The following is a 22,301-nucleotide window of genomic DNA, read 5'->3' as shown; positions in this document are numbered from 1 at the left end:
TGAAAAACCGGGCGTCCGAGGAGGTATAAGTGGAACGCCCGGTTTCAGATGGGATTAGCCTTGCACAACCGTTTGGGTCTGCGTGCCAAGCCCATCAATGCCAAGCTCCATCTTGTCCCCTGCCTTGAGATAAACAGGGTCGGGCTTCATGCCCAGACCAACACCCGGAGGTGTCCCGGTCGAGATGATGTCACCCGGCTGAAGCGACATGAATTGCGAAAGGTAAGCAACCACATGGGCGACGCCATAGACCATGGTGTTGGTCGAACCGTCCTGCATGCGCTTGTCATTTACGTCCAGATACATGGACAGGGCCTGCGGGTCCGGAACCTCGTCCCGGGTAACCAGCCACGGGCCGATTGGGCCGAAGGTGTCGGCAGATTTGCCTTTGGTCCACTGGCCTTCGCGCTTGATCTGGAAGTCGCGTTCCGAGATGTCGTTGATTACGCAATAGCCCGCGATATAGTCCAGCGCGTCGGCCTCGTCGATATATTTGGCCTCTTTTCCGATCACGACGCCCAGTTCGACTTCCCAGTCGGTGGCGGTGGATCCGCGCGGGATTTCGATATTGTCGTTGGGGCCGCAGATGGCCGATGTGGCCTTGGCGAAAATTACAGGCTCGGAAGGCACAGGCAGGCCGCTTTCGGCGGCGTGGTCAGAGTAGTTCAGACCGATACAGATGAACTTTCCCACGCCCGAGACGCAGGGGCCATAGCGATCGATTTCGACTTCGGGCAGGGTGGCCAGATCAAGGGCTGCGATCTTCGCAAGACCTGCGTCGCCCAGTGCATCACCCGCAATGTCGGCCACATGTGCAGACAGATCCCGCACTTTGCCGTCAGCATCCAGAATGCCCGGCTTTTCCTGCCCCTTGGGGCCGTAACGCAAAAGTTTCATGTCTGTCTCCTGTTCAGGCGGTCCAGCCGCCGTCGATTGTGTGGGTTTGTCCGGTGGTAAAGCCGCTGGCATCCGAGGCCAGATACAGCGCTAGTGCAGCGACCTCATCAGCGTCCCCAACGCGGCCCATGGGCTGGCGGGCAATGAAATCTTTCATGGCTTGATCGTAATCTCCGGTCGCGCGCAGGCGGTCGTGCAGCGACGGGCTGTCGACGGTGCCGGGGCAGATCGCGTTGCATCGAATGCCTTTGGTAACAAAGTCGGCAGCGATGGCTTTTGTCAGGCCAATGACGGCGGCTTTCGATGCACAATATGCAAAGCGGTTCGGCACGCCTTTGATCGACGACGCGACCGAGGCCATGTTGATGATCGATCCGCCACCCTTGGCCAGCATATCGGGCAGAACGGCCTGACACATGCGGTATTGCGCTTTGGCATTCAGGTTGAAGGCGAAATCCCAGTCGTCTTCCGGGCATTCCAGAATACTACCCGCATGCACGAAGCCTGCGCAGTTGAACAGGACGTCCAGCGGTCCGGTTTGCGCCAGAACCGAGGCGATGTTGTCTGCGTCCATCACGTCCAGTTTCAGGGCGGTAATGCCATCCACCTTGTCTAGCTCGGCCAGTGTGGTTTCGTTGACATCGGTGGCATAGACCGTTGCGCCCGCACGGGCGAATGCCTCGGCGCTGGCGCGGCCAATGCCCTGACCTGCGGCGGTGATAAGGGCGGTTTTGCCGTTCAGTGACAGCTCATAGCTCATCTTGTTTCCTTTCTGCACAAGATCGCCTTTGTCGGTGAAACGACACGGTGAATGCGGCGAGTTTGCGTTTTCTTGGTAACTAGTATACCAGATATACCAGTTATACAAGTTGAGATTATCAACGCGCCCGCTTAGGCGTGTTGGCAACAGTCAGAACGGTGACGATGATGTCAGAGCAGGAAAAACAGGCCCCGCGACGGAGGGCCGCAAATACAGCGCCTTCCGGGCAGGGGCAGTTCGAAAGCGGAACACGCCAAACCTTGGCGGATCGCATCTATGAGCAGCTGCACCATGACATCACCAATCTAATCCTGCCGCCTGGCACCCCCATTCTGGAACGCGAGGTCGCCAGCGACTTTGATGCCTCGCGCACGCCGGTGCGCGAAGCGGTGCTGCGTCTGGTGAAAGAGATGTTGGTCGAAGTGGTGCCAAAATCTGGCACTTTCGTTGCCCGCATTCCTTTGTCGATCTTGCCCGAGGCGCTGGTCGCGCGTCGGGCTTTGGAACGGGATCTTGTGGCGCGCGCCGCAACTTCGGCAACGGCTGCCCAAAAACTGCACCTTCGTGCGATCATAGAAGATAATCGCGACGCGGCTGATGCGGGAAAGCAGTCCGAATTCGATAAGACCGACAGCGCTTTTCATGCCCAAATCGCCGAGATGAGCGGCTTTCCGGGGCTGTGGCGGGTGATTCAGCAGATCAAAACGCCGATGGATCGGCACCGCCATCTGACTTTGCCCGTGGCCAACCGGATGCATCAGGTTGTGACCGAACACAGCCAAATCGCAGATGCGATCGAGGCTGGCGATGCCGAGCGTGCGGCGGAGTGTATGGACCACCATCTGAGCCAGTTGAAAAGTGATACCTTGGACGCGTTAGAGCGCTATCCCAATTACTTCATTGTCGATATGGACCCGTCTGATCTGAAATAGAGCTTCGTTTGGTGGACCTATCAGGGCCGGATCAAAGACGGTTGATCAGTTCGCGTTTTGCTGCATCTAAGTGGTGTTCCATAGCCACCACGGCCTGGTCCAGATCTGATGATATCAATGCATCAATAATGCGGATATGCTCGTGGATCGTGCGTTCGTTTCGGTCCGACACCACATGCTGATCCGCAGATAGGTGGTAATGCGAGAAAAACAAAAGCGAGACCGCATCGTCATTTCCCAGAAGGAACCTGTGTCGCGCAGCTTGGTTCAATGCGGCATGAAACTCTACATCCAGCTCTTTAAACTGAATGGGATCCCGCATTGGCCGCTCCAGCGCACGTAAGTGCTTTAACTTAAGCGTCCTCAGATCGGACCAGATTGGGTCTGTATCCGGAAGTGCCAGAACTTTGCGCAGGGATCGAAACTCGATAAACTTCCGGAATTCATACACCTCGTCTGCGTAGTCTCGGGTCATGCTTTGAAACTTCCAGCGGCGACTGGGTTCGCGCCGGATCAGGCCAAAGCTGCTCAGTCTGATAAGGAACTCGCGAATGGCCGCATGTGAGATGCCAAGCGCGCGTACGACCTGCGCCTCGGTGAAGCCCCCGTCGGCCTGAATTTTCTGGTCGATTACCCACGTCATCAGTTTCTCTTGTATCCTGGCCTCGGTGGTGAGGGTGCTTTCCTTGGGGAAAAAGTCGTCTGGGCGTGGTGACCGCAAAGCGGGCAGGTGCTGGTCCTTATGCTGCGTCGGGTCGCTGCTGATCAGGCCGCACTCTTGCAGTTTTGCTTGGATTTTGCGGCTGGTCGTTCGGCTGATGCCCAGCTGCAAGGCCAATTGTGTCGGGTTCGGAACCGGAATTCCAAGCTGCAACCGGGTCAGCGTCTCATTATAGGATTTTCGGAACTGTCGACTGGAACGTGCCACTGTTTCCTCATGGGGTGGGGCAAATACTGGCTTTAATGAGTGTATATAATAATTAAAACCACTTGCGAACCCACGAAATCAGTATTTAATCAATTAAATACAGTGCACGACACTGTCCATTTTGGGAGGATATCAAATGTTTTCACTGCCGCGTCGCGCCGTTCTTGGTGCATTTGCTGCCACAACCATCGCGATCTCTACCCCGGCATTCGCCGAGGACGTGCTGAAGTTTGCCCATGTCTATGAGACAGCAACTCCGTATCACGAAGCTGCACTTCAAGTGGCTGAAGAATTCGCAAAAGGCACCGATGGGCGCTATAAGATCGAAGTTTTCCCGGCGTCTCAGCTGGGCAAAGAAGCCGCGCTGAACGAAGGGCTGTCGCTGGGCACAGTCGACATGATCTATACCGGTGTTGCGTTCCTGGGCCAAAGCTATCCGCCGATTTCGATCTCGGACTATCCGTTCACCTTGCGTGACTATGATCACTGGAAGGCCTATGCGAATTCGGACCTGTTTACGGAACTTGCGCAAAGCTATACCGATGTGACCGGCAACCACGTTGTGGCCATGACCTATTACGGGTCGCGTCAGGTGACGTCGAACAAGCCGATCCTTAAGCCTGCCGATATGGAAGGGTTGAAGATCCGTACGCCGAACGCACCTGCCTATCAGATGTTCCCCGCAGCGACCGGTGCGAACCCGACGCCGATGGCATTTTCGGAAGTCTATCTTGCGCTGCAACAAGGTGTGGTGGACGCACAAGAAAACCCGCTGCCCACGATCCAGTTCAAGAAGTTCTATGAAGTTCAGACGAACATTAACCTAACCAGCCACATCACCAATTCGCTGGTAACGCTGATTTCGCCCGCGACGGTGGCCAAGCTGAGTGACGAAGATCTGGCAACCTTGAAAGACGCGATCCGCCACGGTGCCGAATGGGCGTCGAATGAAATCGTCGCATCGGAAGCCAGCCTTGCCGACTGGTTCCGTGAACAAGGCGTGACCGTAAATGAAGTCGATCGTGGCCCGTTTATCGAAGCCGTTTCCCCCGCTTTGACCGGTTCGAACGTTCCGTGGGATGCCGAAGTTTACGAGCGCCTTCAGGCGATCAAGTAATCCACATAAAAATCTTACGGGCGTGCGATCTAGTCGCGCGCCCTCATCTTTGAAGGAGGGCGTCATGGGGCGATCTACGGAAGATCTGGACGATCTGTTCACCGAAGAGGTGATGGGCAACACGACCAAATCCTGGCGACAGTTTTTCTCGGTCTGGGATATCCCTGCACTGATCGTGTTTACTGCGCTGTTCTTCACAGTGCTGTTGCAGTTTTTGACGCGCTATGTGTTGAACGACTCGCTGTCCTGGACGGAAGAAGCTGCGCGCTATCTTTTGATCCTTTTGGCCTTTACCGGCGCGCTGCGTTGTCAGCTGCGCGATACCCATATCCGGCTCGAGTTCATTGACGGGTTCGTTGGGCACCTGCTGCATCCGATCAAGATCTTTGCCGCCATCGTCACGACCGGCATGTTCGGCTTTCTGCTCTATTCACTTTACATTCTGGCGCGCCAGACCAGCTTCCAGAAAATGGTCTCGCTGCCGTTCCCGAAATACTACCTTTATGCCCTTTTGCTGGCGGCGTTGGTGGCACTGGTCGTGCTGCAACTGCGCCAGCTATGGCGATTGGTGAAAGGGGGTGACGCATGACCGTCTTACTTCTGTTCCTTGCCCTGTTTGCGCTGATGGCGCTGCGCGTGCCGATTGCTGTCGCACTTGGCCTATCTTCACTGGGCTATATCCTGATCGAAGGCATGCCGCCGGTGCTGCTGGCCCATAACATGATCAACGGCATGAACTCGTTCCCGCTGTTGGCTATCCCGTTCTTCATCCTTGCGGGCGGGCTTATGAACTCGGCCGGGATCACCGAGCGGATCTTCACCTTCGCGCGGTCGATTGTCGGCTGGATGCATGGCGGTCTTGGCCATGTGAATATCGGCGCGAGCATCATCTTTGCCGGTATGTCTGGCGCGGCGGTTGCCGATGCGGGAGGGCTTGGCGCGATCGAGATCAAGGCCATGCGAGATGCAGGCTATGATGATGATTTCTCGGTCGGTGTGACGGCGGCTTCGTCCACCATCGGACCGATCATCCCGCCGTCGCTGCCCTTGGTGATCTTCGGGGTCATGGCATCGGTGTCGATTGGCGAGCTGTTCGTGGCTGGGATTATCCCCGGACTGTTGATGGCTGGCGCCTTGATGGGGATGGTCTGGTACCTGTCGCGCAAGCGGAATTATCCGCGCGATGTGGCGTTCCGCCTGTCGACCGTTGGTTCGTCTTTCAAACGTGCTGTTCTGCCCCTGATGACCCCCGTCATCATCGTCGGCGGCATTGTAACCGGTGCCTTCACCCCGACCGAGGCCGCCGTCTGCGCCGCCACCTATGCGCTGCTTCTTGGGCTGTTTGTCTATAAAAGTCTGACGCTGCCGCGGTTGGTTGAAGTCTCGCTTGAGACGATCGAAACCACGGCATCAATCCTGTTGATTGTGGGCGGAGCCACCGTGTTTGCGTGGATCCTGACCGCCAATCAGGCAGCGGCGTTGTTCGCGGAAACCCTGCTGGGGATCAGCGAAAACAAATATGTGGTCCTTCTGATGATCATGTTTGTCGTGTTGATCATTGGCCTGTTTATGGAGACCATCGCCGCGATTTCGATCCTTGTGCCGGTGTTGCTTCCAATTGCGACACAGATTGGTGTGGACCCAATCCATTTGGGTGTGATCGTGATCCTGAACCTGATGATCGGCCTACTGACGCCACCCGTTGGAATGGTACTGTTTGTATTGGCCAAGGTGTCCGACGTGCCGTTCGAACGATGCGTGCGTGCGACCATGCCCTTCGTCGTTCCGCTGGTCGGTGTGCTTTTGCTGCTAACCTTCGTGCCGCAACTGACCATGTTCCTGCCCGAGCTGCTGTATCGCAACTAAGCCCGCAGACCGTGGTCCAAAACGACAAAGGCCACCCTTTTGGGGCGGCCTTTTGCATTTTATCTGATGGATATTAATCGAGGTGGAAAACCTCTTCCATGGACGCCCACCATTCGCCTTCGGCGCGGGTCTCTAGCGGGGCCTGCATCGGACCACAGACTTTCCACCAATCCTGCGTGACTGGGTCGGCGGCAATCGCAGCGCTGTCGGCCTCGAAATCCGTTCCGGTATATTCCCAATAGCTGAACATCAGGTTTTCGGGCTCGCGCAGGAAGATCGAATAGTTGGTGATATTCGATTTGCGCAGCCGCGCCAGCACATCCGGCCAGACATCGGCGTGCAGACGTTTGTATTCGGCCATGTGTTCAGGTTTCAGGCCAATTACCTTGCCCATGCGTTGTGCCATATCAGTTGTCCTTTCTATTAGGAATGATCGCGCCGGGATGGCCGACCACTTCGCGTGCCATCATGTGACCTTGCATCAGGCAGGCGTCGGTCGGGGCGCCCTGCATCAGCGCGGCCAGAAAGCCGCCATTGAAACTGTCGCCCGCGGCGGTGGTGTCCACGACACGCTCGGCTGCGGGATAGGGTGCAGAAATCTGAACGTCGGGGTTGATCGGAACCGGACCCGAGGCTGCCCGTTTTAGCGCCCCATCGGTCACACCAAGCCCGCGCAACCGTGCCAGCACTGCCGCCTCGTCTGCATCGCCAAACAGCGCCATTTCATCATCGACCGAGGGCAGAGCGACGTCGGTCAAGCACCACGCCTGCGTCATCACCTGTTGTGCGACCTTGGGGCTTTCCCACAAGGCAGGCCGATAGTTGTCATCGAAGACCAATCGCAACGTTCCAGCATCCCGCAGTTCTGCGATTCTTTGAAACAGTTCCTCGCGCTGTTGGGGCGACAAGATTGCCAATGTGATCCCTGACAGGCACAGCAGATCGGTCTGCTCCAGTGCATCCAGCTCAGCGGGGTCGGAGAACAACTGTCGCGCCGCAGATTGGTCGCGCCAATAGGAAAAGCTGCGCTCTCCTTCGGCGTCCGTCGCAACCGCGTAAAGGCCCAGATTGTAACGGGTATCGCGCTGGATAGACGACGTGTCCAATCCCTCAGCCTCTGCCAGATCCAGTGCGCCTTGCGACATTGGATCGGTGCCAACACGTGTCAGATACGACACGTGCCCGTCCTTCCCCAACAAGCGTTTGCAATAGACGGCGGCGTTGAACGTATCGCCAGCAAAACCCAAGGCATACCCTGTGTCGTTCCGGCGTAATTCGCCCATGACTTCGCCTGCAAAAAGTATCCGCATGGCCATTCTGGTGAACCCTCCCAGCCGGTTGATGCCGGCATTCGTTTTCCGTTGTAGCCAAGCGTGTGCCGACTTGACAATTTGTACGTAATAATAAAAAACGAAATAGCAAACCGGAGGCTAAGATGTCAATCACACCAATCATCCAATTTGGCACAAGCCGCTTTCTTCAGGCGCATGCTGATCTGTTCATTTCAGACGCGCTGAAAGCGGGGGATGCGCCGGGGCCGATCTGCGTTGTGCAATCATCGGGCGACCCGGCGCGCGCGCATCGTTTGCAGGCGCTTGCTGCGCCCGAAGGATACCCGGTGCGGGTGCAGGGCATGGTTGATGGCGTCGAGGTATCTTATGAAACCCGCGCCAGTGCGGTGAAATGTACGCTGTCCACGGCGACGGATCTTACAGAACTACAGCGACGTTTCGTGGACGAGGCCGAGATTGTGATTTCGAATACTGGCGATGCGGGCTGGAAGCCACAGCCGCAGGACGATAATGCGCAGTTTGCTCAGCCCATGTCGTTTCCCGCGAAACTGACCCATCTTTTGCGGGCGCGGTTTGAGGGCGGCGGACGGCCGATCCAGATCATGCCGACCGAGCTGGTCGCCCGAAACGGAGAGGTCCTGCGTGACCGGGTGTTGCAGCTCGCCCACGCGCTGGATCCGAAATTTGCTGACTGGGTGGCGTCTGACGTGCGCTTTGTGAATTCGTTGGTCGACAGGATTGTGTCCGAGCCTTTGGAACCCGCAGGAGCCGTCGCCGAACCTTATGCGCTTTGGGCGATCGAGGATTGCACGGGGCTGATCCTGCCTGCACGGCACCATGCGGTGCAGGTGGTGCAAGATCTGGATCCGGTTGAGAAACAGAAGCTGCATATCCTTAATCTGGGTCACAGCTATCTTGTTGAAGGCTGGTTGAAACGCGGGCGCGTCAGGGCCGAATTTGTTCGTGATCTGATGCGGGATCCCACCGTGCGGACTGACCTGGAGGACCTGTATCAAACCGAGGTTCTGCCTGGGTTCCAGGCCGCTGGGCTTGGCGATCAGGCATCCGCGTATATACGTGTAACGTTGGATCGGTTCGACAATCCATTTCTGGAACACAAACTTGAAGACATCGCCGGTAACCATACCGAAAAATGCACACGTCGCATCGCAGCCTTCATCGACTGGGCGCAGGCACAGGGGGCAACGCATGACATGCCACGCCTGTCCCAAGTGGCACGCCGGACATAAAAGGGAGACATTATCATGATCACCAATCGTATCGGGCAAACCGACGTACATGTCAGCGATCTGTCTTTTGGCTGTTCGGGCATTGGCAATCTGTATCGCGACATCCCCGAAACCGAGGCCGCCGAGGTTTTGGCTTGTGCATGGGATGCGGGCATTCGTTACTTCGACACAGCCCCGCATTATGGGCGAGGCCTGTCCGAACAGCGTTTGGGCGCCTTTCTAAAGGGCCGAGCGCGCGACAGCTTCGCAATCTCGACCAAGGTGGGGCGCCTGCTGTCCCCCGGTCAGCCGATGGCCGAGGCGAACGGGTTCATCAATCCGCTTCCCAATGATGTGCGCTATGACTATTCCGGGGACGGGATCGAGGCGTCGTTTGAGCAAAGCTGTGAACGGCTTGGCACATCATATATCGACATCATCTATGTGCACGACATTGGCACTTATGCCCATGGCGATGGCAATGTACCGCATTTTGATGCGCTCATGTCCTCGGGGCTGGAGCGATTGCAAAAACTGAAAGCGGCGGGACGGATTGGAGCCTTCGGTCTGGGCGTCAACGAAACGCAGGTCTGTCTGGATGTGATGAGAGAGTGCCCGCTGGACGTCATTTTGCTGGCAGGGCGGCTTACCCTTTTGGACCGCCAAGGCGAAGAGGAACTGGTTGGGCGCTGCCAGGATGCGCAGACCAGCTTGGTTCTGGGCGGGATTTTCAATTCGGGCATTCTGGCCACCGGACCAGTACCCGGCGCGCATTTCGATTATCAACCCGCCTCGGACGAGGTCATGGAGCAGGTCGCACAGCTGCAATCCCGTGCGGACGAGATCGGTGTGCCGCTGGCCACTGTCGCTATGCAATATGCTCGGCGTCACCCAGCGGCGGCATCGGTTTTGCTAGGAACCGGAAAAGTGTCGTCGTTGAAGCGAAACTTGGATGCCTTGGACGTTCCGTGGGATACGGCATCAGACTGGGTGTTTGACCCGGTGTAATGTGGTGAAAGGGCAGGGCGCTTATTGTGCTCGCCCCCGCCCCTTAGGCAAAATCGTGGATGCCCAGCGATGCCAGCAGGGTCTGCTTCGACGTGACCAAATGGTCTTTCGCGGCGGCCAACGCAGCAGGCTCGTCACGGGTCAACAGGGCGTCAATCAGCCGAAGATGTTCCGTGATCGCGGCTGCGTTGCGTTCTTGTTCGTCTTTTTTGTCCCACTGATAATGATAGTGGAAAATAAGCGCGATCACCCGTTGAAATTCGGCCGTGAACCGGTTCTTGACCACACCGCCAATCGTGTTGTGAAAGCGTTCGTCCAGCAACGAGAAATCGTGAAACCGGGTATCGATCTGGTCGCGCAGTTCCAGATGCTCTTGTTTCAGTTTCTTTAGGTCCGCCCAGATGGGGGCGTCATCAGGAAGCTGCGCGAACTTGCTGACTGCATTCAGTTCAAGCACAGTCCGAAAGTCGGACAGCTCGATGGCGAAATCTGACGTGAACCCCAACAGCTCCCACCCGCCGCGCTTTCGCCGCCGGACAAGGCTAAAACGGCTGAGGGATGCCAGAAATTCTTGCAGCGAGTGCTGCTGGACGTTCCAGTTTCGGGCAAGTTCTGTGACGTTGATTGGCGTGCCGGGGGGGACGTCAAAGCGCAAGATCCAGTCAAGGAAGCGTTGTTCAAGCTCTTCAGATGACAGGCCTTCTTCACGTGTTGCAAGCTGATCACCTTTGCGGGGCGCACGCAAGAGCGTCTTGGATCGACCCTCCCACTGGATGACGCCTTCATTGTCCAGCCGGGTCAGCACAGAGCGGACCACGGTTCTGCTGACTTCAAGCTTTGCGGCAAGTTGTGTTTCAGATGGAAGCGTTTCGCCCACCTTCAGCCCCTCGCAGATCGTGAGAAGAGCATTGAATGCTTCGCGAAACCGTTCGTCCGTTCGTGCCACGTGATCTTACCTCTTTGTAACTGATTGGTGCAGCTATGTTTTTTTATATACAGTACGCAATTATAAAAAACAATTGACTTATGGTGCATCGCCTGCTTCTCTGTATCAAATAATTAAATACCAAAAATACACCCCGTCGGTAAGAGGGGGGCACTGGAGACGGGAATGGACCTTTCACTCACTTCGATCCGAAGCAAGGGCAAGCAGCTGAATATGTCGGCCGAGATGTTCCACAAACTGTCGGCGTTTCTTACTCTTATGATCCTGATCATCGTATTCGCGTTTGGAAATGCAGCGTTCCTATCCGTGAATAACGGGCTGACGGTGCTATTGCAAACCTCGGTGATTGGGCTGCTGGGTATCGGTATGACGCTGGTGATCATCACCGGAGGCATCGATCTGAGCGTCGGTTCGGTGTTGGCCCTGTCAGGCACAGTCACTGGGATGTTGGTCAAATCCGGAATGCCGGTGGTGCCGGCGATGTTGATTGGTGTTCTGGTCGGTGCGGCGTGTGGGCTGTTCAACGGCTTTGTCATCACAAAAATGAAGATCACCCCCTTCGTCGCAACGCTTGGCATGATGTTGATCGCGCGAGGCGTCGCGCTGCAATTAACCGGTGCAGCCCCGATTTCACGTCTAGGCGAAGCTTTTGGCGTGCTGGGGAATGGTGCCTTGTTCCGTGTTGTAGAGCAGGGGGCCAACGGCTTTCCCCGCGTGGTGTTTCCCGGGATCCCCTATCCGGCCATCCTTCTTGTGATCGTCGCGCTGGCAGGCGGGTACCTGCTGCGCCGCCGCCGCCTTGGCCGCCACATCTATGCAACCGGATCAAACGAAGAGGCCGCACGCCTTGCCGGTGTTGAAGTCGACCGCACCAAAATCACCGCCTATGCGCTGTCTGGCGCGCTGGCAGGGCTGGCTGGCATCGTATTGATGTCGCGCCTTGTGACCGCGCAGCCAAACGAAGGCGTGATGTACGAGCTGGACGCGATTGCCGCGGCTGTGGTTGGCGGAGCGTCGCTGATGGGCGGTGTTGGCAATATCTCGGGCACAATGCTGGGCGCGTTCATCATTGGCGTGTTGCGCAACGGGCTGAATATGGCTGGCGTATCGGCCTTTATTCAACAGATCATCATCGGTTTTGTCGTCATTCTGGCGGTCTATATCGACCAGCTGCGGAACCGAAAATAACACAACCAAATCAGTTCATTAAGGGAGGAAACCATGAAACTGACTCTGAAGGCGGCACTGGCCGCAAGCACTTTGGCTCTGATCCCCGCAACCGGCATGGCCGGAGAGATTGCGGTGATCGTAAAGACCACAAACTCGAACTTCTGGCAGAACGTTAACAAAGGTGCGACTGCGGCGATGGAAGGTGTGTCGGATCACACGTTCTCGTTCAACGGACCGGCATCGGAAAGCGCGATTGCTGATCAGGTAAACCTGGTCGAAAATGCCATCAACCGTGGGGTTGCCGGTATCGTTCTGGCGCCGTCGGACCCTGACGCCCTGACCCCGGCTGTGAAGCGTGCGTATGAAGCAGGTATCCCTGTTGTGATCGTAGACAGCGGCCTGTCCGAGGACGCCGAAGGCACCTATCAGGCCTTCCTGTCGACCGACAACTGTGCGGCTGGCAAGATGATTGCGGGCAAGATGATCGACAAGGTCGGCAAGGACGGCAAAGTTGCCGTGATGTCCTATGTTGCCGGTGTTGGTTCGGAAATCGGTCGCGTTGGCTGCTTCGTGGAAGAGCTGGGCGCGAATTCGAACCTTGAAATTGTTGGCCCGTTCTATTCGCAGTCGCAGATGGCGACCGCTTTGAACCAGACCACCGATATTCTGGCTGCAAATAGTGACCTGGTCGGCATCTTTGGCGCCAACGAACCCACTGCCATCGGCATGGGCCGTGCGCTGGAGCAAGCTGGTAAAGCCGGTGCTGTTGCGGCGTTTGGTTTTGACGGCAATGGCGACCTGCAGGACTTCGTGCGCAATGGCACACTTGAGGCGACCGCCGTTCAGGGCTCGTTCCAGATGGGTGAGCTGGGCGTAAAAGCTGTGATGGAGATTTTGGCTGGCAACAAGGTTGAAAGCTACATCGACACTGGCGTCGTTCTTGTGACCAAAGACAATATCGACGCGCCCGAAGCACAGAACGTTCTGTACTAAATTCCCGCCGGTCGGTCCCTTCGGGGGCCGGCCATTTTTATTCTATGACGGAGTCCCTCATGTCCTCTCCCCCCTCTGGCCAGACCCCCTTGGTCGAGCTTGTTGATATCGAAAAACACTTCGGCGGGGTGCGGGCCGTCAACGGTGTCTCGGCTGACCTTTACCCGGGTGAAGTTGTTGGCGTGCTGGGCCATAACGGTGCTGGCAAATCCTGCTTGATGCGGATCCTGTCGGGCGCAATGATGCCCAGCCATGGTCAGATCCGGGTGCGCGGAGAAGACGCCCATATTGCGTCCCCGCATGACGCGCGGGATCTGGGTATCGAAACGATTTATCAAACCTTGGCGCTGGCCGACCATCTGGACGCGCCGTCGAACCTATTTTTGGGCCGCGAGCTACGCACGAAATTCGGCAACCTTGACGACAAACGGATGTTGGAAGAAGCGCGCAAAGTGCTGCATACGCTTAACCCGAATTTCACCAATCTGACCGACCCTGTATCCAGCCTGTCTGGTGGGCAGCGGCAGGTGATCGCCATCGCACGTGCGATCTATTTCGACGTTAAGATTCTGATCATGGACGAACCGACTGCGGCTCTTGGCCCGTCTGAGACGGCGATGGTTGCGGACCTGATCCGCAAGCTGAAGGCGCAGGGGATTGGCATCTTCTTGGTCAGCCATGACATGCACGATGTGTTCGAACTTTGCGACCGGATCATGGTAATGAATAAAGGCCGAAATGTGGGATCGCACCCCATCGAGGAAGTCAGCAAGGATGACGTTCTGAGTCTGATCATCAAAGGCGGTCTTCCAGATAATTGGGTGCCCCGCAATCGCGAGGTGGCACAGTGAAGGATATGCAGATCAGCGGCACGGTTGTCGCGCCCGACCAGTTCGAGCTGCGCGAATATCCCCGACCCGATCAGGCGCCAGACGGCTGGGTCTTGGTGGACATCACAGCAATTGGCATCTGTGGCACGGATTACCATATCTTCGAAGGCAAGCACCCGTTCCTCGAATATCCGCGCGTGATTGGACATGAATTGTCCGGGCGCACAGTGTCAGACCTGCCGGGGCTTCCAGCAGGGTCACTGGTTGTGATCAATCCCTATGTGTCCTGCGGGAACTGCCGTGCGTGCAGAAAGGGTAAGCCCAACTGCTGCACAGGGATCGAAGTTCTGGGCGTTCACCGTGATGGTGGCATGTGCTCGCGTATTGCGGTTCCTGTAGGCAATCTTTACGCCGCCGACGGACTGACCGAATTGCAGGCTGCGATGGTGGAATTTCTTGCCATCGGCGCTCATGCGGTCAACCGTTCTGACATCGCGAAAGAAGACAGGGTTCTGGTTACCGGAGCAGGTCCAATCGGGCTTGGTGCGGCGCTGTTTGCTCGGCTTGCGGGCGCAGAAGTGCATCTGATGGACCTCAGCCCCGCGCGGTTGGAGCAGGCCCGAACAAAGTTTGGCTTCACCAACCTTCATCAGCCGTCAGACAGCGTGTTGTCTGGCGATTTGGCGGACGGGTTCGATATCATCTTTGATGCCACTGGAAACGGACAGGCCATCGAGGCGGGGTTCGATCTGTTGGCCCATGGCAGCAGCTATGTTTTGATCAGCGTTGTGAAAGGCGATATCACCTTTACGGACGCCGAATTCCACAAGCGCGAAGCCCGGATTATCGGCAGCAGAAACGCGCTGAAATCCGATTTTGATATGGTGATGCAGGCCATCCGTTCAGGCCAGATCGACACAGACGCGCTGTGCTCGGAAACAGTGCGGTTGGCGGATCTTCCTGCCCGTTTCAAAGATCTTGTCGAGGATCGCGAGGCGCTTATCAAAGCTGTCGTCATTCCCTAGAAGACGCCGTAAATACCACTCACAGCAGTAACGTCCGGTCTCTTCGATCGGGCGTTATTTTTTTGTGGGCTCGACAGGCCACAAAAAAAGCCCACGCATGACAGGAAGAAGCACGCGCGGGCAGGGTGGGGACGTAGTTTGTCAGTGCAGAACTTGCCCGCTGTCCTGACAGAATAGGTGAGACCGTTCCAGATCTGGGACCAGCCAGATCGTGTCGCCAGGCTGATAGGTCACACGATCACGCAAGGCAGCGACGACTTCGGTGCCGTTTAGGTCGCAGATCACATGGGTTTCCGAACCTGTTGGTTCGACCACCATAACCTCGGCCGCAAAACCTTCGCCCTCGGCGCCCACGGTCAGATGCTCGGGGCGGATGCCGTAGTCGACGGCGCGTTCCGACGCCAGCTGATGGGGCACGGCCACGTCTTGACCATTGCCAAGTGTCAGGCCGGTTCCGTCACGCGTGGTGGCGGGCAACAAATTCATCGAGGGCGAGCCGATGAAGGTCGCCACAAACCGGTTCGATGGGTTGTCATAAAGTTCAAGCGGTGAGCCAACTTGCGAGACATGTCCGCCTTCCAGAACCACGATCTTGTCCGCCATGGTCATGGCTTCGATCTGGTCATGGGTCACATAAACGATGGTGGTTTTCAGCTTCTGATGCAGCGCCTTGATCTCGGTGCGCATTTTCACGCGCAGTTTGGCGTCCAGGTTCGACAGGGGTTCGTCGAACAGGAACACTGACGGATCGCGCACAATGGCGCGGCCCATAGCGACGCGCTGACGCTGGCCACCCGACAATTGACGGGGATAGCGGGCCAGCAGCGGGCCCAGGTCCAAGATCTCGGCTGCTTCACGTACCTTGGCGTCGATTTCGTCCTTCGCAAGCTTGGACAGGCGCAGGGCAAAGCCCATGTTTTCGGCGACGGTCATATGCGGATAAAGCGCATAGTTCTGGAACACCATGGCGATGCCGCGTTCCTTGGGGCGCAGGTCATTGACCACCTCGCCGCCAATTGCAATGTTCCCGCCCGAGATGTTTTCAAGTCCGGCAATCATCCGCAGCAGCGTTGACTTGCCGCAGCCTGACGGCCCGACAAGCACGACGAACTCACCGTCTTGGATGTCGACGTCGATGCCGTGCAACACCTGCACGGCCCCGTATTTCTTAACGGCGGATGAGATAGCGATATCTGACATGTTATTGTCCTTGTAAGGCACGTGTCATGGCGGTGTGGATGTGATGGGACAGCGCCTTGGCCGCGCCCTCGGCCTCCTGCGCCTTGCACAGTTCCAGAATGTCCAGATGTTCCGCCAGCGCAGTCAGGGCGCGATCCGGTGAAAACCGGTTGCTGACCTTGATCAGGCGCAGCCGCGTGGCGTTGATCTGGTATGTTTCGTTCAGTAGGTCATTGTTCAGACTGCCGATAATGCGGTCATGCATATCCCAGTCGACTTCGACCGCGCGTTCCAGTGTGTCTGCGGTGGGGTTCGCGCGCGCGTCTTCCAGCACGTCACGGGTGGCGGCCAGCAGCATGTCGATCTCGATCCCGAAATCGCCCGAGGCAAAGTTGCGCACGCCCTGAACCTCAAGTGCTTCGCGCAGTCCAAAAGCCTCGCGGATGAACTTGGTGGTCACGTCCGCCACTTGGATGCCGCGCTGCGGATGCACCTTTAGCAGCGCTTCATGCTCCAGTTTCTGAATTGCCTCACGAGCGGTCCCAATGGGGACGCCAGCAAGCTGGGCCAGTTCCTTTTGGGTGACGAACTGGCCGGGTTGCAATTCGCCCGAGAGCAGGCGGTCGCGGAATTGTTGATAAGCAGTGGCGCGGGTCATGTGATCCTGAAGTTTTGATGTTTTTCTGAAGATAGCGATGTGATTGCTGAAATGTCAATCAATAATCGTACAGTGGACAATCACTGATTAATCAGTTAACAATTAGCTTGTTATGAATAAAAACAATCCAAATCAGATCGGGCTAAAATGCGGAATAAACTCCATGACTGAAACGCGGAAAGTTAAACAAATTGAAGTGTTTGCACTGTCCTGCGCAGTGGATGGAGGTCCGGTGTCAACCTTGGCGCTTATGCCCGTTCGCAATGGGCTGCTGATTCGGATCGAAGACGAGCACGGCGCGTTTGGCTGGGGCGAAGCATGGTGCAACTACCCCCCGAAAGGCAATGTTGCGAAACTTAATCTGATGCAGGATCCGATCGGCCCGATGCTTGTCGGACGTGATGTTTCTGATTGGCGCGGTGTGCGTCCGAAACTGGAAAATGAGCTGGCGCGGATGATGATCCATACCGGTGAATTCGGCCCCTTCGCCCATTGCCTTGCCGCCATCGATATGGCGGTCGCGGATATGGCGGCCCGCGTCGCTGGTGTGCCGATGTCACGGATGCTTGCCGAAGACCCGCTTGCGCAGGCGCAGGTCTATGCCTCATCCCCGTCTGCGGAGGCCCCGGAAGAGCTTGCAGCGCGGTTGACCAGCGAAGGGCATAGCGGGGTCAAGATCAAGATCGGATTTGATCCCGAACGGGACCGTGATGTGTTGTCGCGTTTCCGCGCCCATGACTCGCAAGGCATGTTTGTTGGCGTCGATGCGAACCAGAACTGGCGCGTGGGTCAAGCAATCACGGCGATCTCTGATCTGGCTGGGTTTGACCTTGGCTTTGTCGAAGAGCCCATTATGGCGGACGCTCCGCGCGCAGATTGGGTACGTGTTGCACAGTTAGTGGACGTGCCGCTGGCGGGGGGCGAGAACGTCACCTCGGCGTCGCAATTTGCCGATCATGTCACGACGGGGTCTTTGAAAGTGATCCAGCCGGATGTCGCCAAATGGGGCGGGATTTCGGGGTGTTTTGATGCCGGGCGTCACGCGCTGGCCCATGGGGCAGGGGTGACGCTGCACTATATGGGGACAGCTTTGGGGCTGGCCGCGTCATTTCATGTCCTGGCCGCGTTGAAAGCAGATGGTCGGGTCGAGCTGGACGCCAACCCCAACCCGCTGCGCACTGATTTGGGCGACATCGCCCTGAAACCCACGAACGGATACGTGCCGTTGCCCGAGGGAGCGGGCTTTGGCTTTGTACCCGACCTCGAGGCGCTGAAGCGGTTCAGCGTTGCAACTATCACCATAAAAGAATGAAAATCGTCTAGGGAGGACACAATGAAATACCTGAGCAAGAAACTGCTGCTTTCAGCGGCCTTGATGGCCAGCACAGCCCTGTCGGCCGCTGCGGATGTCAATCTGACATTCCGGTTCAATGACAGCGAGCGTGAAGAAATGCGCGCTGCACTGGATGAGTTCGAGGCGGCCAATCCCGGCATCACCGTCGATATGCAGACCATCGCGTGGAAAGACAGCCGCGACCAGTTCCTGCGTGAAAGTGCTGTGGGGCAGGGGCCGGATGTTGTGCATATCGCATTTGTCTGGACCCAGGAAATGGCCGAGGCTGGGGCCGTAACCGCGATTGATGATCTGGTGCAATACGGCGCATTCCCCAATGGGTTCGAAGACCACATCGCCACGGACCTGACCAAGTATGAGGGCACCGCCTATGGTGTGCCGTGGTCGGCGGATACGTGGGCGATGGTTTATCGCACGGATGTGCTGGAAGAGGCGGGGGTCTCGGACTTCCCAACCACGTGGGACGAGCTTCTGGAGGACAGTAAGATCGTGAAAGAAAAGACCGGGAAGACCGGCTTTGCTTTCCCCGCTGCCAACCAGATCTGGTTCCCAGTGAACTATTACCTGTGGTCCAACGGGGCCGAGTTCGTGTCGGCTGATGGGAATGGCGGCTATAAGGTCGGTGTGACCAAAGAGCAGCTGGTCGATGCGATGAACTATTTTAAGACCTATCTGGATGACGGTCTGGTGTCGCAATCGATCTTGTCGATCGACATGCCGCATGACCCGGCGCTGATGCAGGCGCTGATTGACGGTCAGCAGGGCATGGCAGTGATGCCGACCAACACCTTCCGTCAGCTTCTGTCCGCGTGGGAAGAGGCCAATCCCGGCGCAGAAGTTCCGCTGCAATCTGGGGTGATGATGGGCGGCAGCGAAGGTCCGAAGACCCATCTGGGCGGCCGTACACTGGTCGTGAACTCGAACACCAAGCACCCGGAAGAGGCCTGGAAACTGATGCAGTTCCTGAACTCGGCGCCCTTGTTCGAGAAATACTATACCAACCAGTTCCCGGCCCAGAAGACCATGTTGTCGGAAATTGAATACCGCCCCGAGGAAAGCGGCTTCTCGACCCAGTTGGCGGAAAACACCCGCACCTGGGGGGCATATGCAGACAGTGGTGTCGGTGTTGGCCCGCTGTGGAATGTCACGTCGCGCGCCTTTGGTGCAGCCTTGTCAGGGCAGAACTCGCCCGAACAGGCCGCAGACGAGTTGATTGCTGAAATCAACCGTATGCTTGGTAACTAACTCTCCCAGAGGGGGGCGGCGCATGCTGCCCCCTTCGCTTTTCTGACTGGTCATGGAGCCACAATGAAACTCTCGCCGCTTGCACGGGAACGCTTCACAATCTTTATGATGCTGTTTCCCACTTTCCTAATTTTGGTTGGGTTCTACCTGTACCCGACCCTCTATAATCTTGAGCTTAGCTTCACCGACATCACCTTGTTGAAGTTGCGCCAAGGTGGCGATCCTGTGGGGCTGGCCAATTATACCGAGTTCCTGACCTCGTCCTCGTTTTTCGACATTGCGATCAACACCGTCTTCTGGCTAACGGCGATTTCGGTTGTGTGTCGGATCATTCTGGGGCTGGGGTTCGCGCTTCTTCTGAATTCAAACTTCCTGAAACGGATGCATATGACCACGCTTGCACGGCTGATCCTTTTGGTGCCGTGGGCGACGCCGCCAGTGGTGGCGGTGATCGCGTGGCGCTGGCTGTTTGACCCCACTCACGGACCAATTAACAGCTGGCTTCTGGCAACCGGGTTGATTTCAGATCCGGTTGCCTTCACCGCCAACTTGACCACCGTCTGGCCGTCCATCGTGACGATCATCGTCTGGAACACGACGCCTCTGATCGGTGTATCGCTTCTGGCCGCACTGCAAACCGTGCCGTCTGATCTTCTGGAAGCGTCCGAGATTGACGGTGCCAATCGCTGGCAGAGCTTCCGGTTCATCACGTTGCCATATCTGATGCCAACGATTTCGGTGCTGACCCTGATGAGCGTGATCTGGACCTTCAACAATTTCGTCTATGTCTGGCTGACCACTGGCGCCGGGCCGGGCACCTATACGAACGTGCTGGCGACCGAGGTCTATCTGAAAGCCTTTGTTGATCTGCGCCTTGGCTATTCCGCCGCGATCGGCGTGACCATGGCGATTGTAATGGCGGCGTTTGGCGCGCTGTATTTCCGCTTCTTCGGACTTTCTGACATGCAGGACAAGGTGGGATAAGATGGATACTCAACGCCCTAAGGGCCTTGCTGGCCTAATCGAAAACGGAGCCCTTCTGACCGGCTTTGCGATCTTTGCAATCTTCCTGTTAGCACCGGCCTTCTACGTCTTCAAAGGCTCGTTCGAGAACCTCTCGGTTTCACTGGTGTCCTCGGATGGTGGGTGGACGCTGTCGAACTATGTCAACATCTTCTCGTCCGGATACTATGTCTATGTGATCAACAGCCTGATCGTCTGTATCACGGCAACATTTCTGGCCTGCACCATCTCGCTTTTTGCGGCCTATGGCCTGTCGCGGTTCCGGTTCAGGGGGCGTGGGTTGGTATTTGGCTCGATCATGGGGGGGCAGTTTTTCCCGTGGATCATTCTGGTGAACCCTATTTTCATCCTGTTCGCGCGCGGCGGGATGATCAACAGCCAGATCGGTCTGATCTTGTGTTACACTGCCTTCATCACGCCCTTCACGATCTATCTTCTGGTGGGCTATTTGACCACGATCCCGAAAAGCTTGGACGAAGCCGCTATCGTCGACGGGGCCTCACGCCTGACGGTGGTGACCAAGATTATCCTGCCGATCATGTGGCCGGGCATGGTGGCGGCTGCGACCTTTGGGTTTCTGCAAAGCTGGTCTGAATATCTTCTGGCGCTTGCGCTGATCACCGATGACAGCATGAAAACGATCCCGCTGGGGCTGTATCAGTATTTCGGAGATGTGAATGTCGATTGGGGTGCAGTGATGGCGGGGTCTGTGGTCGCCACAGTGCCAACGCTTCTGCTGTTCCTGCCGCTTCAGAAAAAGCTGGTTTCGGGTCTGACGTCGGGGGCAACCAAATGATCCGCATCGACGCTCATCAGCATTACTGGGCGCTGGCCCGCAAGGATTATGGTTGGCTTGGCCCGCATCGTCCGGTGATCAACCGGGATTTCCTGCCACACGATCTGGAGCCTGAAATGCGAGCGGCGGGCGTCGTGCAATCGATTGTGGTGCAGTCCACACCCACCCTTGCGGAAACCGAGTTTCTGCTGTTTCTGGCCGAGACGACGCCCTCTATTCTAGGTGTCGTCGGATGGGTGGATCTTGAAGCACAACATGCCCTTGAAGACTTGCGGCGTCTTTCGGAAAACCCTTTGTTTCTGGGGGTGCGTGCCATGGCGCAGCCGAACCCGGATGCAAATTGGCTGGCGCAAATCGCCCACAGCCCCGCGTTGTCTTTCATGGCGGCACGGGGCTTGTCACTGGATGCCCTGGTGCAGCCCCATCATTTGCCAGCCCTCGACACTCTGTGCCGTGCCAATCCTGAATTGACCGTTGTGATCAACCACGCCGCCAAGCCCGAGATCGGAGTGCGTCCAATGGACGAATGGCAATGCCGCATTGCGCGCTTGGCAACTCTGCCGAATGTCAGTTGCAAACTGTCGGGCCTGACTGTGTTTTCGGATCGGATCGACGCGCTACAGCCTTATGTTGATGTGCTTGTGTCTCAGTTCGGGCCCAGCCGGTTGATCTGGGGCAGTGATTGGCCGGTGCTGAAGGAAAGCGCAGACTATGGTGCGTGGGTGTCCCTGTGTGACAGGGTGCTGAGGGGGCTCGACAATCGCGATGTAGCGCAGATCTTCGGTGATAGTGCGCAGCAGATTTATGGAACCGAAGTTCGTCTAGCGGCCTAAATAGGTTAAAGGTGAATGTCTTTGCCAAACGGATTTGATGCTAGGCAAGATCTGCCCGCGTGAGCGTGGGACGCCCCCATAGGGTGGTCCGGTTTGATGTCAGTGCAGTATGCTCTGCTTCGTCGGAATGCTGAGTTTTGGCGCCGGCGGCCTGTATCCCAGTGCGCTTTGTGGATCGATGCTGGCCGCGAGAGTGAGCAGCCTCATCTGACTGGTCCAA

23 protein-coding genes are annotated in these 22,301 nt (G+C 57.0%); 15 read left to right on the top strand and 8 right to left on the bottom strand.

Features of this window, described 5'->3' with window-relative positions:
* Positions 1-54: 54 nt before the first annotated feature.
* A complete protein-coding gene (locus tag FIL88_RS16110) occupies positions 55-897 on the bottom strand; it encodes a fumarylacetoacetate hydrolase family protein (RefSeq protein ID WP_142854912.1) in 843 nt (280 codons plus the stop codon).
* Positions 898-910: 13 nt separating this feature from the next.
* The gene (locus tag FIL88_RS16105; protein ID WP_142854911.1) at positions 911-1,657 is read right to left on the bottom strand and encodes an SDR family oxidoreductase; all 747 of its coding nucleotides are present in this window, start codon (positions 1,655-1,657) and stop codon (positions 911-913) included.
* A gap of 164 nt (positions 1,658-1,821) precedes the next feature.
* Here FIL88_RS16105 and FIL88_RS16100 point away from each other — a divergent pair, with 164 nt between their 5' ends.
* A complete protein-coding gene (locus tag FIL88_RS16100; protein WP_142854910.1) occupies positions 1,822-2,589 on the top strand; it encodes a GntR family transcriptional regulator in 768 nt (255 codons plus the stop codon).
* A gap of 31 nt (positions 2,590-2,620) precedes the next feature.
* Here FIL88_RS16100 and FIL88_RS16095 read toward each other — a convergent pair whose 3' ends face one another.
* Positions 2,621-3,517, bottom strand: coding sequence for a GntR family transcriptional regulator (locus FIL88_RS16095; protein WP_142854909.1), 897 nt, complete (start codon positions 3,515-3,517; stop codon positions 2,621-2,623).
* 136 nt (positions 3,518-3,653) lie between these two features.
* Here FIL88_RS16095 and FIL88_RS16090 point away from each other — a divergent pair, with 136 nt between their 5' ends.
* From FIL88_RS16090 to FIL88_RS16080, 3 genes are all read left to right on the top strand, one after another.
* Complete coding sequence (locus tag FIL88_RS16090) at positions 3,654-4,634, top strand: sialic acid TRAP transporter substrate-binding protein SiaP (protein WP_142854908.1); 981 nt, start codon at positions 3,654-3,656, stop codon at positions 4,632-4,634.
* Positions 4,635-4,698: 64 nt separating this feature from the next.
* The gene (locus FIL88_RS16085; RefSeq protein ID WP_185961001.1) at positions 4,699-5,223 is read left to right on the top strand and encodes a TRAP transporter small permease; all 525 of its coding nucleotides are present in this window, start codon (positions 4,699-4,701) and stop codon (positions 5,221-5,223) included.
* A complete protein-coding gene (locus FIL88_RS16080) occupies positions 5,220-6,500 on the top strand; it encodes a TRAP transporter large permease (RefSeq protein WP_142854906.1) in 1,281 nt (426 codons plus the stop codon). Before FIL88_RS16085 ends, FIL88_RS16080 begins: the two co-directional genes overlap by 4 nt.
* 73 nt (positions 6,501-6,573) lie before the next feature.
* Here the strand turns inward: FIL88_RS16080 and FIL88_RS16075 are convergent, their stop codons facing one another.
* Complete coding sequence (locus tag FIL88_RS16075) at positions 6,574-6,906, bottom strand: L-rhamnose mutarotase (RefSeq protein ID WP_142854905.1); 333 nt, start codon at positions 6,904-6,906, stop codon at positions 6,574-6,576.
* Between the two features lies 1 nt (position 6,907).
* A complete protein-coding gene (locus tag FIL88_RS16070; protein WP_246066754.1) occupies positions 6,908-7,816 on the bottom strand; it encodes a sugar kinase in 909 nt (302 codons plus the stop codon).
* A gap of 119 nt (positions 7,817-7,935) precedes the next feature.
* Here FIL88_RS16070 and FIL88_RS16065 point away from each other — a divergent pair, with 119 nt between their 5' ends.
* Positions 7,936-9,042 carry a mannitol dehydrogenase family protein gene (locus FIL88_RS16065; protein ID WP_142854904.1) on the top strand — a complete coding sequence of 369 codons (1,107 nt, stop codon included), beginning with the start codon at positions 7,936-7,938 and terminating at the stop codon, positions 9,040-9,042.
* Positions 9,043-9,057: 15 nt separating this feature from the next.
* On the top strand, positions 9,058-10,029 hold the full coding sequence (locus FIL88_RS16060; protein ID WP_142854903.1) for an aldo/keto reductase: 972 nt from the start codon (positions 9,058-9,060) through the stop codon (positions 10,027-10,029).
* A 43-nt stretch (positions 10,030-10,072) separates the two neighbouring features.
* Here FIL88_RS16060 and FIL88_RS16055 read toward each other — a convergent pair whose 3' ends face one another.
* Positions 10,073-10,975 carry a GntR family transcriptional regulator gene (locus tag FIL88_RS16055; protein WP_142854902.1) on the bottom strand — a complete coding sequence of 301 codons (903 nt, stop codon included), beginning with the start codon at positions 10,973-10,975 and terminating at the stop codon, positions 10,073-10,075.
* Positions 10,976-11,140: 165 nt separating this feature from the next.
* On the opposite strand from FIL88_RS16055, the gene FIL88_RS16050 reads away from it, so the two are divergent.
* From FIL88_RS16050 to FIL88_RS16035, 4 genes are read left to right on the top strand one after another with little or no spacing between them, the layout of a single operon-like run.
* Positions 11,141-12,163, top strand: a complete 1,023-nt coding sequence (locus tag FIL88_RS16050) for an ABC transporter permease (RefSeq protein WP_142854901.1) — start codon at positions 11,141-11,143, stop codon at positions 12,161-12,163.
* A gap of 33 nt (positions 12,164-12,196) precedes the next feature.
* Positions 12,197-13,138 carry an ABC transporter substrate-binding protein gene (locus FIL88_RS16045; RefSeq protein ID WP_142854900.1) on the top strand — a complete coding sequence of 314 codons (942 nt, stop codon included), beginning with the start codon at positions 12,197-12,199 and terminating at the stop codon, positions 13,136-13,138.
* 59 nt (positions 13,139-13,197) lie between these two features.
* Complete coding sequence (locus FIL88_RS16040) at positions 13,198-13,989, top strand: ATP-binding cassette domain-containing protein (RefSeq protein WP_142854899.1); 792 nt, start codon at positions 13,198-13,200, stop codon at positions 13,987-13,989.
* A gap of 5 nt (positions 13,990-13,994) precedes the next feature.
* A complete protein-coding gene (locus FIL88_RS16035) occupies positions 13,995-14,993 on the top strand; it encodes a zinc-binding alcohol dehydrogenase family protein (protein WP_142854930.1) in 999 nt (332 codons plus the stop codon).
* Between the two features lie 141 nt (positions 14,994-15,134).
* On the opposite strand, the gene FIL88_RS16030 is transcribed toward FIL88_RS16035, so the two are convergent.
* Together FIL88_RS16030 and FIL88_RS16025 are read right to left on the bottom strand one after the other, a co-directional pair.
* Entirely contained in the window at positions 15,135-16,193 is a 1,059-nt protein-coding gene (locus FIL88_RS16030; protein ID WP_142854898.1) for an ABC transporter ATP-binding protein, read from the bottom strand.
* A gap of 1 nt (position 16,194) precedes the next feature.
* Positions 16,195-16,830: a GntR family transcriptional regulator gene (locus tag FIL88_RS16025; protein WP_142854897.1), complete on the bottom strand. Its 636-nt coding sequence runs from the start codon at positions 16,828-16,830 to the stop codon at positions 16,195-16,197.
* A 163-nt stretch (positions 16,831-16,993) separates the two neighbouring features.
* On the opposite strand from FIL88_RS16025, the gene FIL88_RS16020 reads away from it, so the two are divergent.
* The 5 genes from FIL88_RS16020 (at position 16,994) to FIL88_RS16000 (ending at position 22,081) form a co-directional block, all read left to right on the top strand.
* On the top strand, positions 16,994-18,142 hold the full coding sequence (locus FIL88_RS16020) for a mandelate racemase/muconate lactonizing enzyme family protein (protein ID WP_185961000.1): 1,149 nt from the start codon (positions 16,994-16,996) through the stop codon (positions 18,140-18,142).
* Between the two features lie 21 nt (positions 18,143-18,163).
* Positions 18,164-19,429 (top strand): ABC transporter substrate-binding protein, encoded by a 1,266-nt coding sequence (locus FIL88_RS16015; RefSeq protein WP_142854895.1) that lies wholly within the window; start codon positions 18,164-18,166, stop codon positions 19,427-19,429.
* Between the two features lie 63 nt (positions 19,430-19,492).
* Complete coding sequence (locus tag FIL88_RS16010) at positions 19,493-20,413, top strand: carbohydrate ABC transporter permease (RefSeq protein WP_142854894.1); 921 nt, start codon at positions 19,493-19,495, stop codon at positions 20,411-20,413.
* Between the two features lies 1 nt (position 20,414).
* The gene (locus tag FIL88_RS16005) at positions 20,415-21,248 is read left to right on the top strand and encodes a carbohydrate ABC transporter permease (protein ID WP_142854893.1); all 834 of its coding nucleotides are present in this window, start codon (positions 20,415-20,417) and stop codon (positions 21,246-21,248) included.
* Positions 21,245-22,081 carry an amidohydrolase family protein gene (locus FIL88_RS16000; protein ID WP_142854892.1) on the top strand — a complete coding sequence of 279 codons (837 nt, stop codon included), beginning with the start codon at positions 21,245-21,247 and terminating at the stop codon, positions 22,079-22,081. The genes FIL88_RS16005 and FIL88_RS16000 overlap by 4 nt, the downstream gene beginning before the upstream one ends.
* Positions 22,082-22,301: the final 220 nt, after the last annotated feature.

This window comes from Aliiroseovarius halocynthiae, assembly GCF_007004645.1.
GTDB classification, from domain to species: Bacteria; Pseudomonadota; Alphaproteobacteria; order Rhodobacterales; family Rhodobacteraceae; genus Aliiroseovarius; species Aliiroseovarius halocynthiae.
This window is presented reverse-complemented; position numbering and strand designations above follow the sequence as displayed.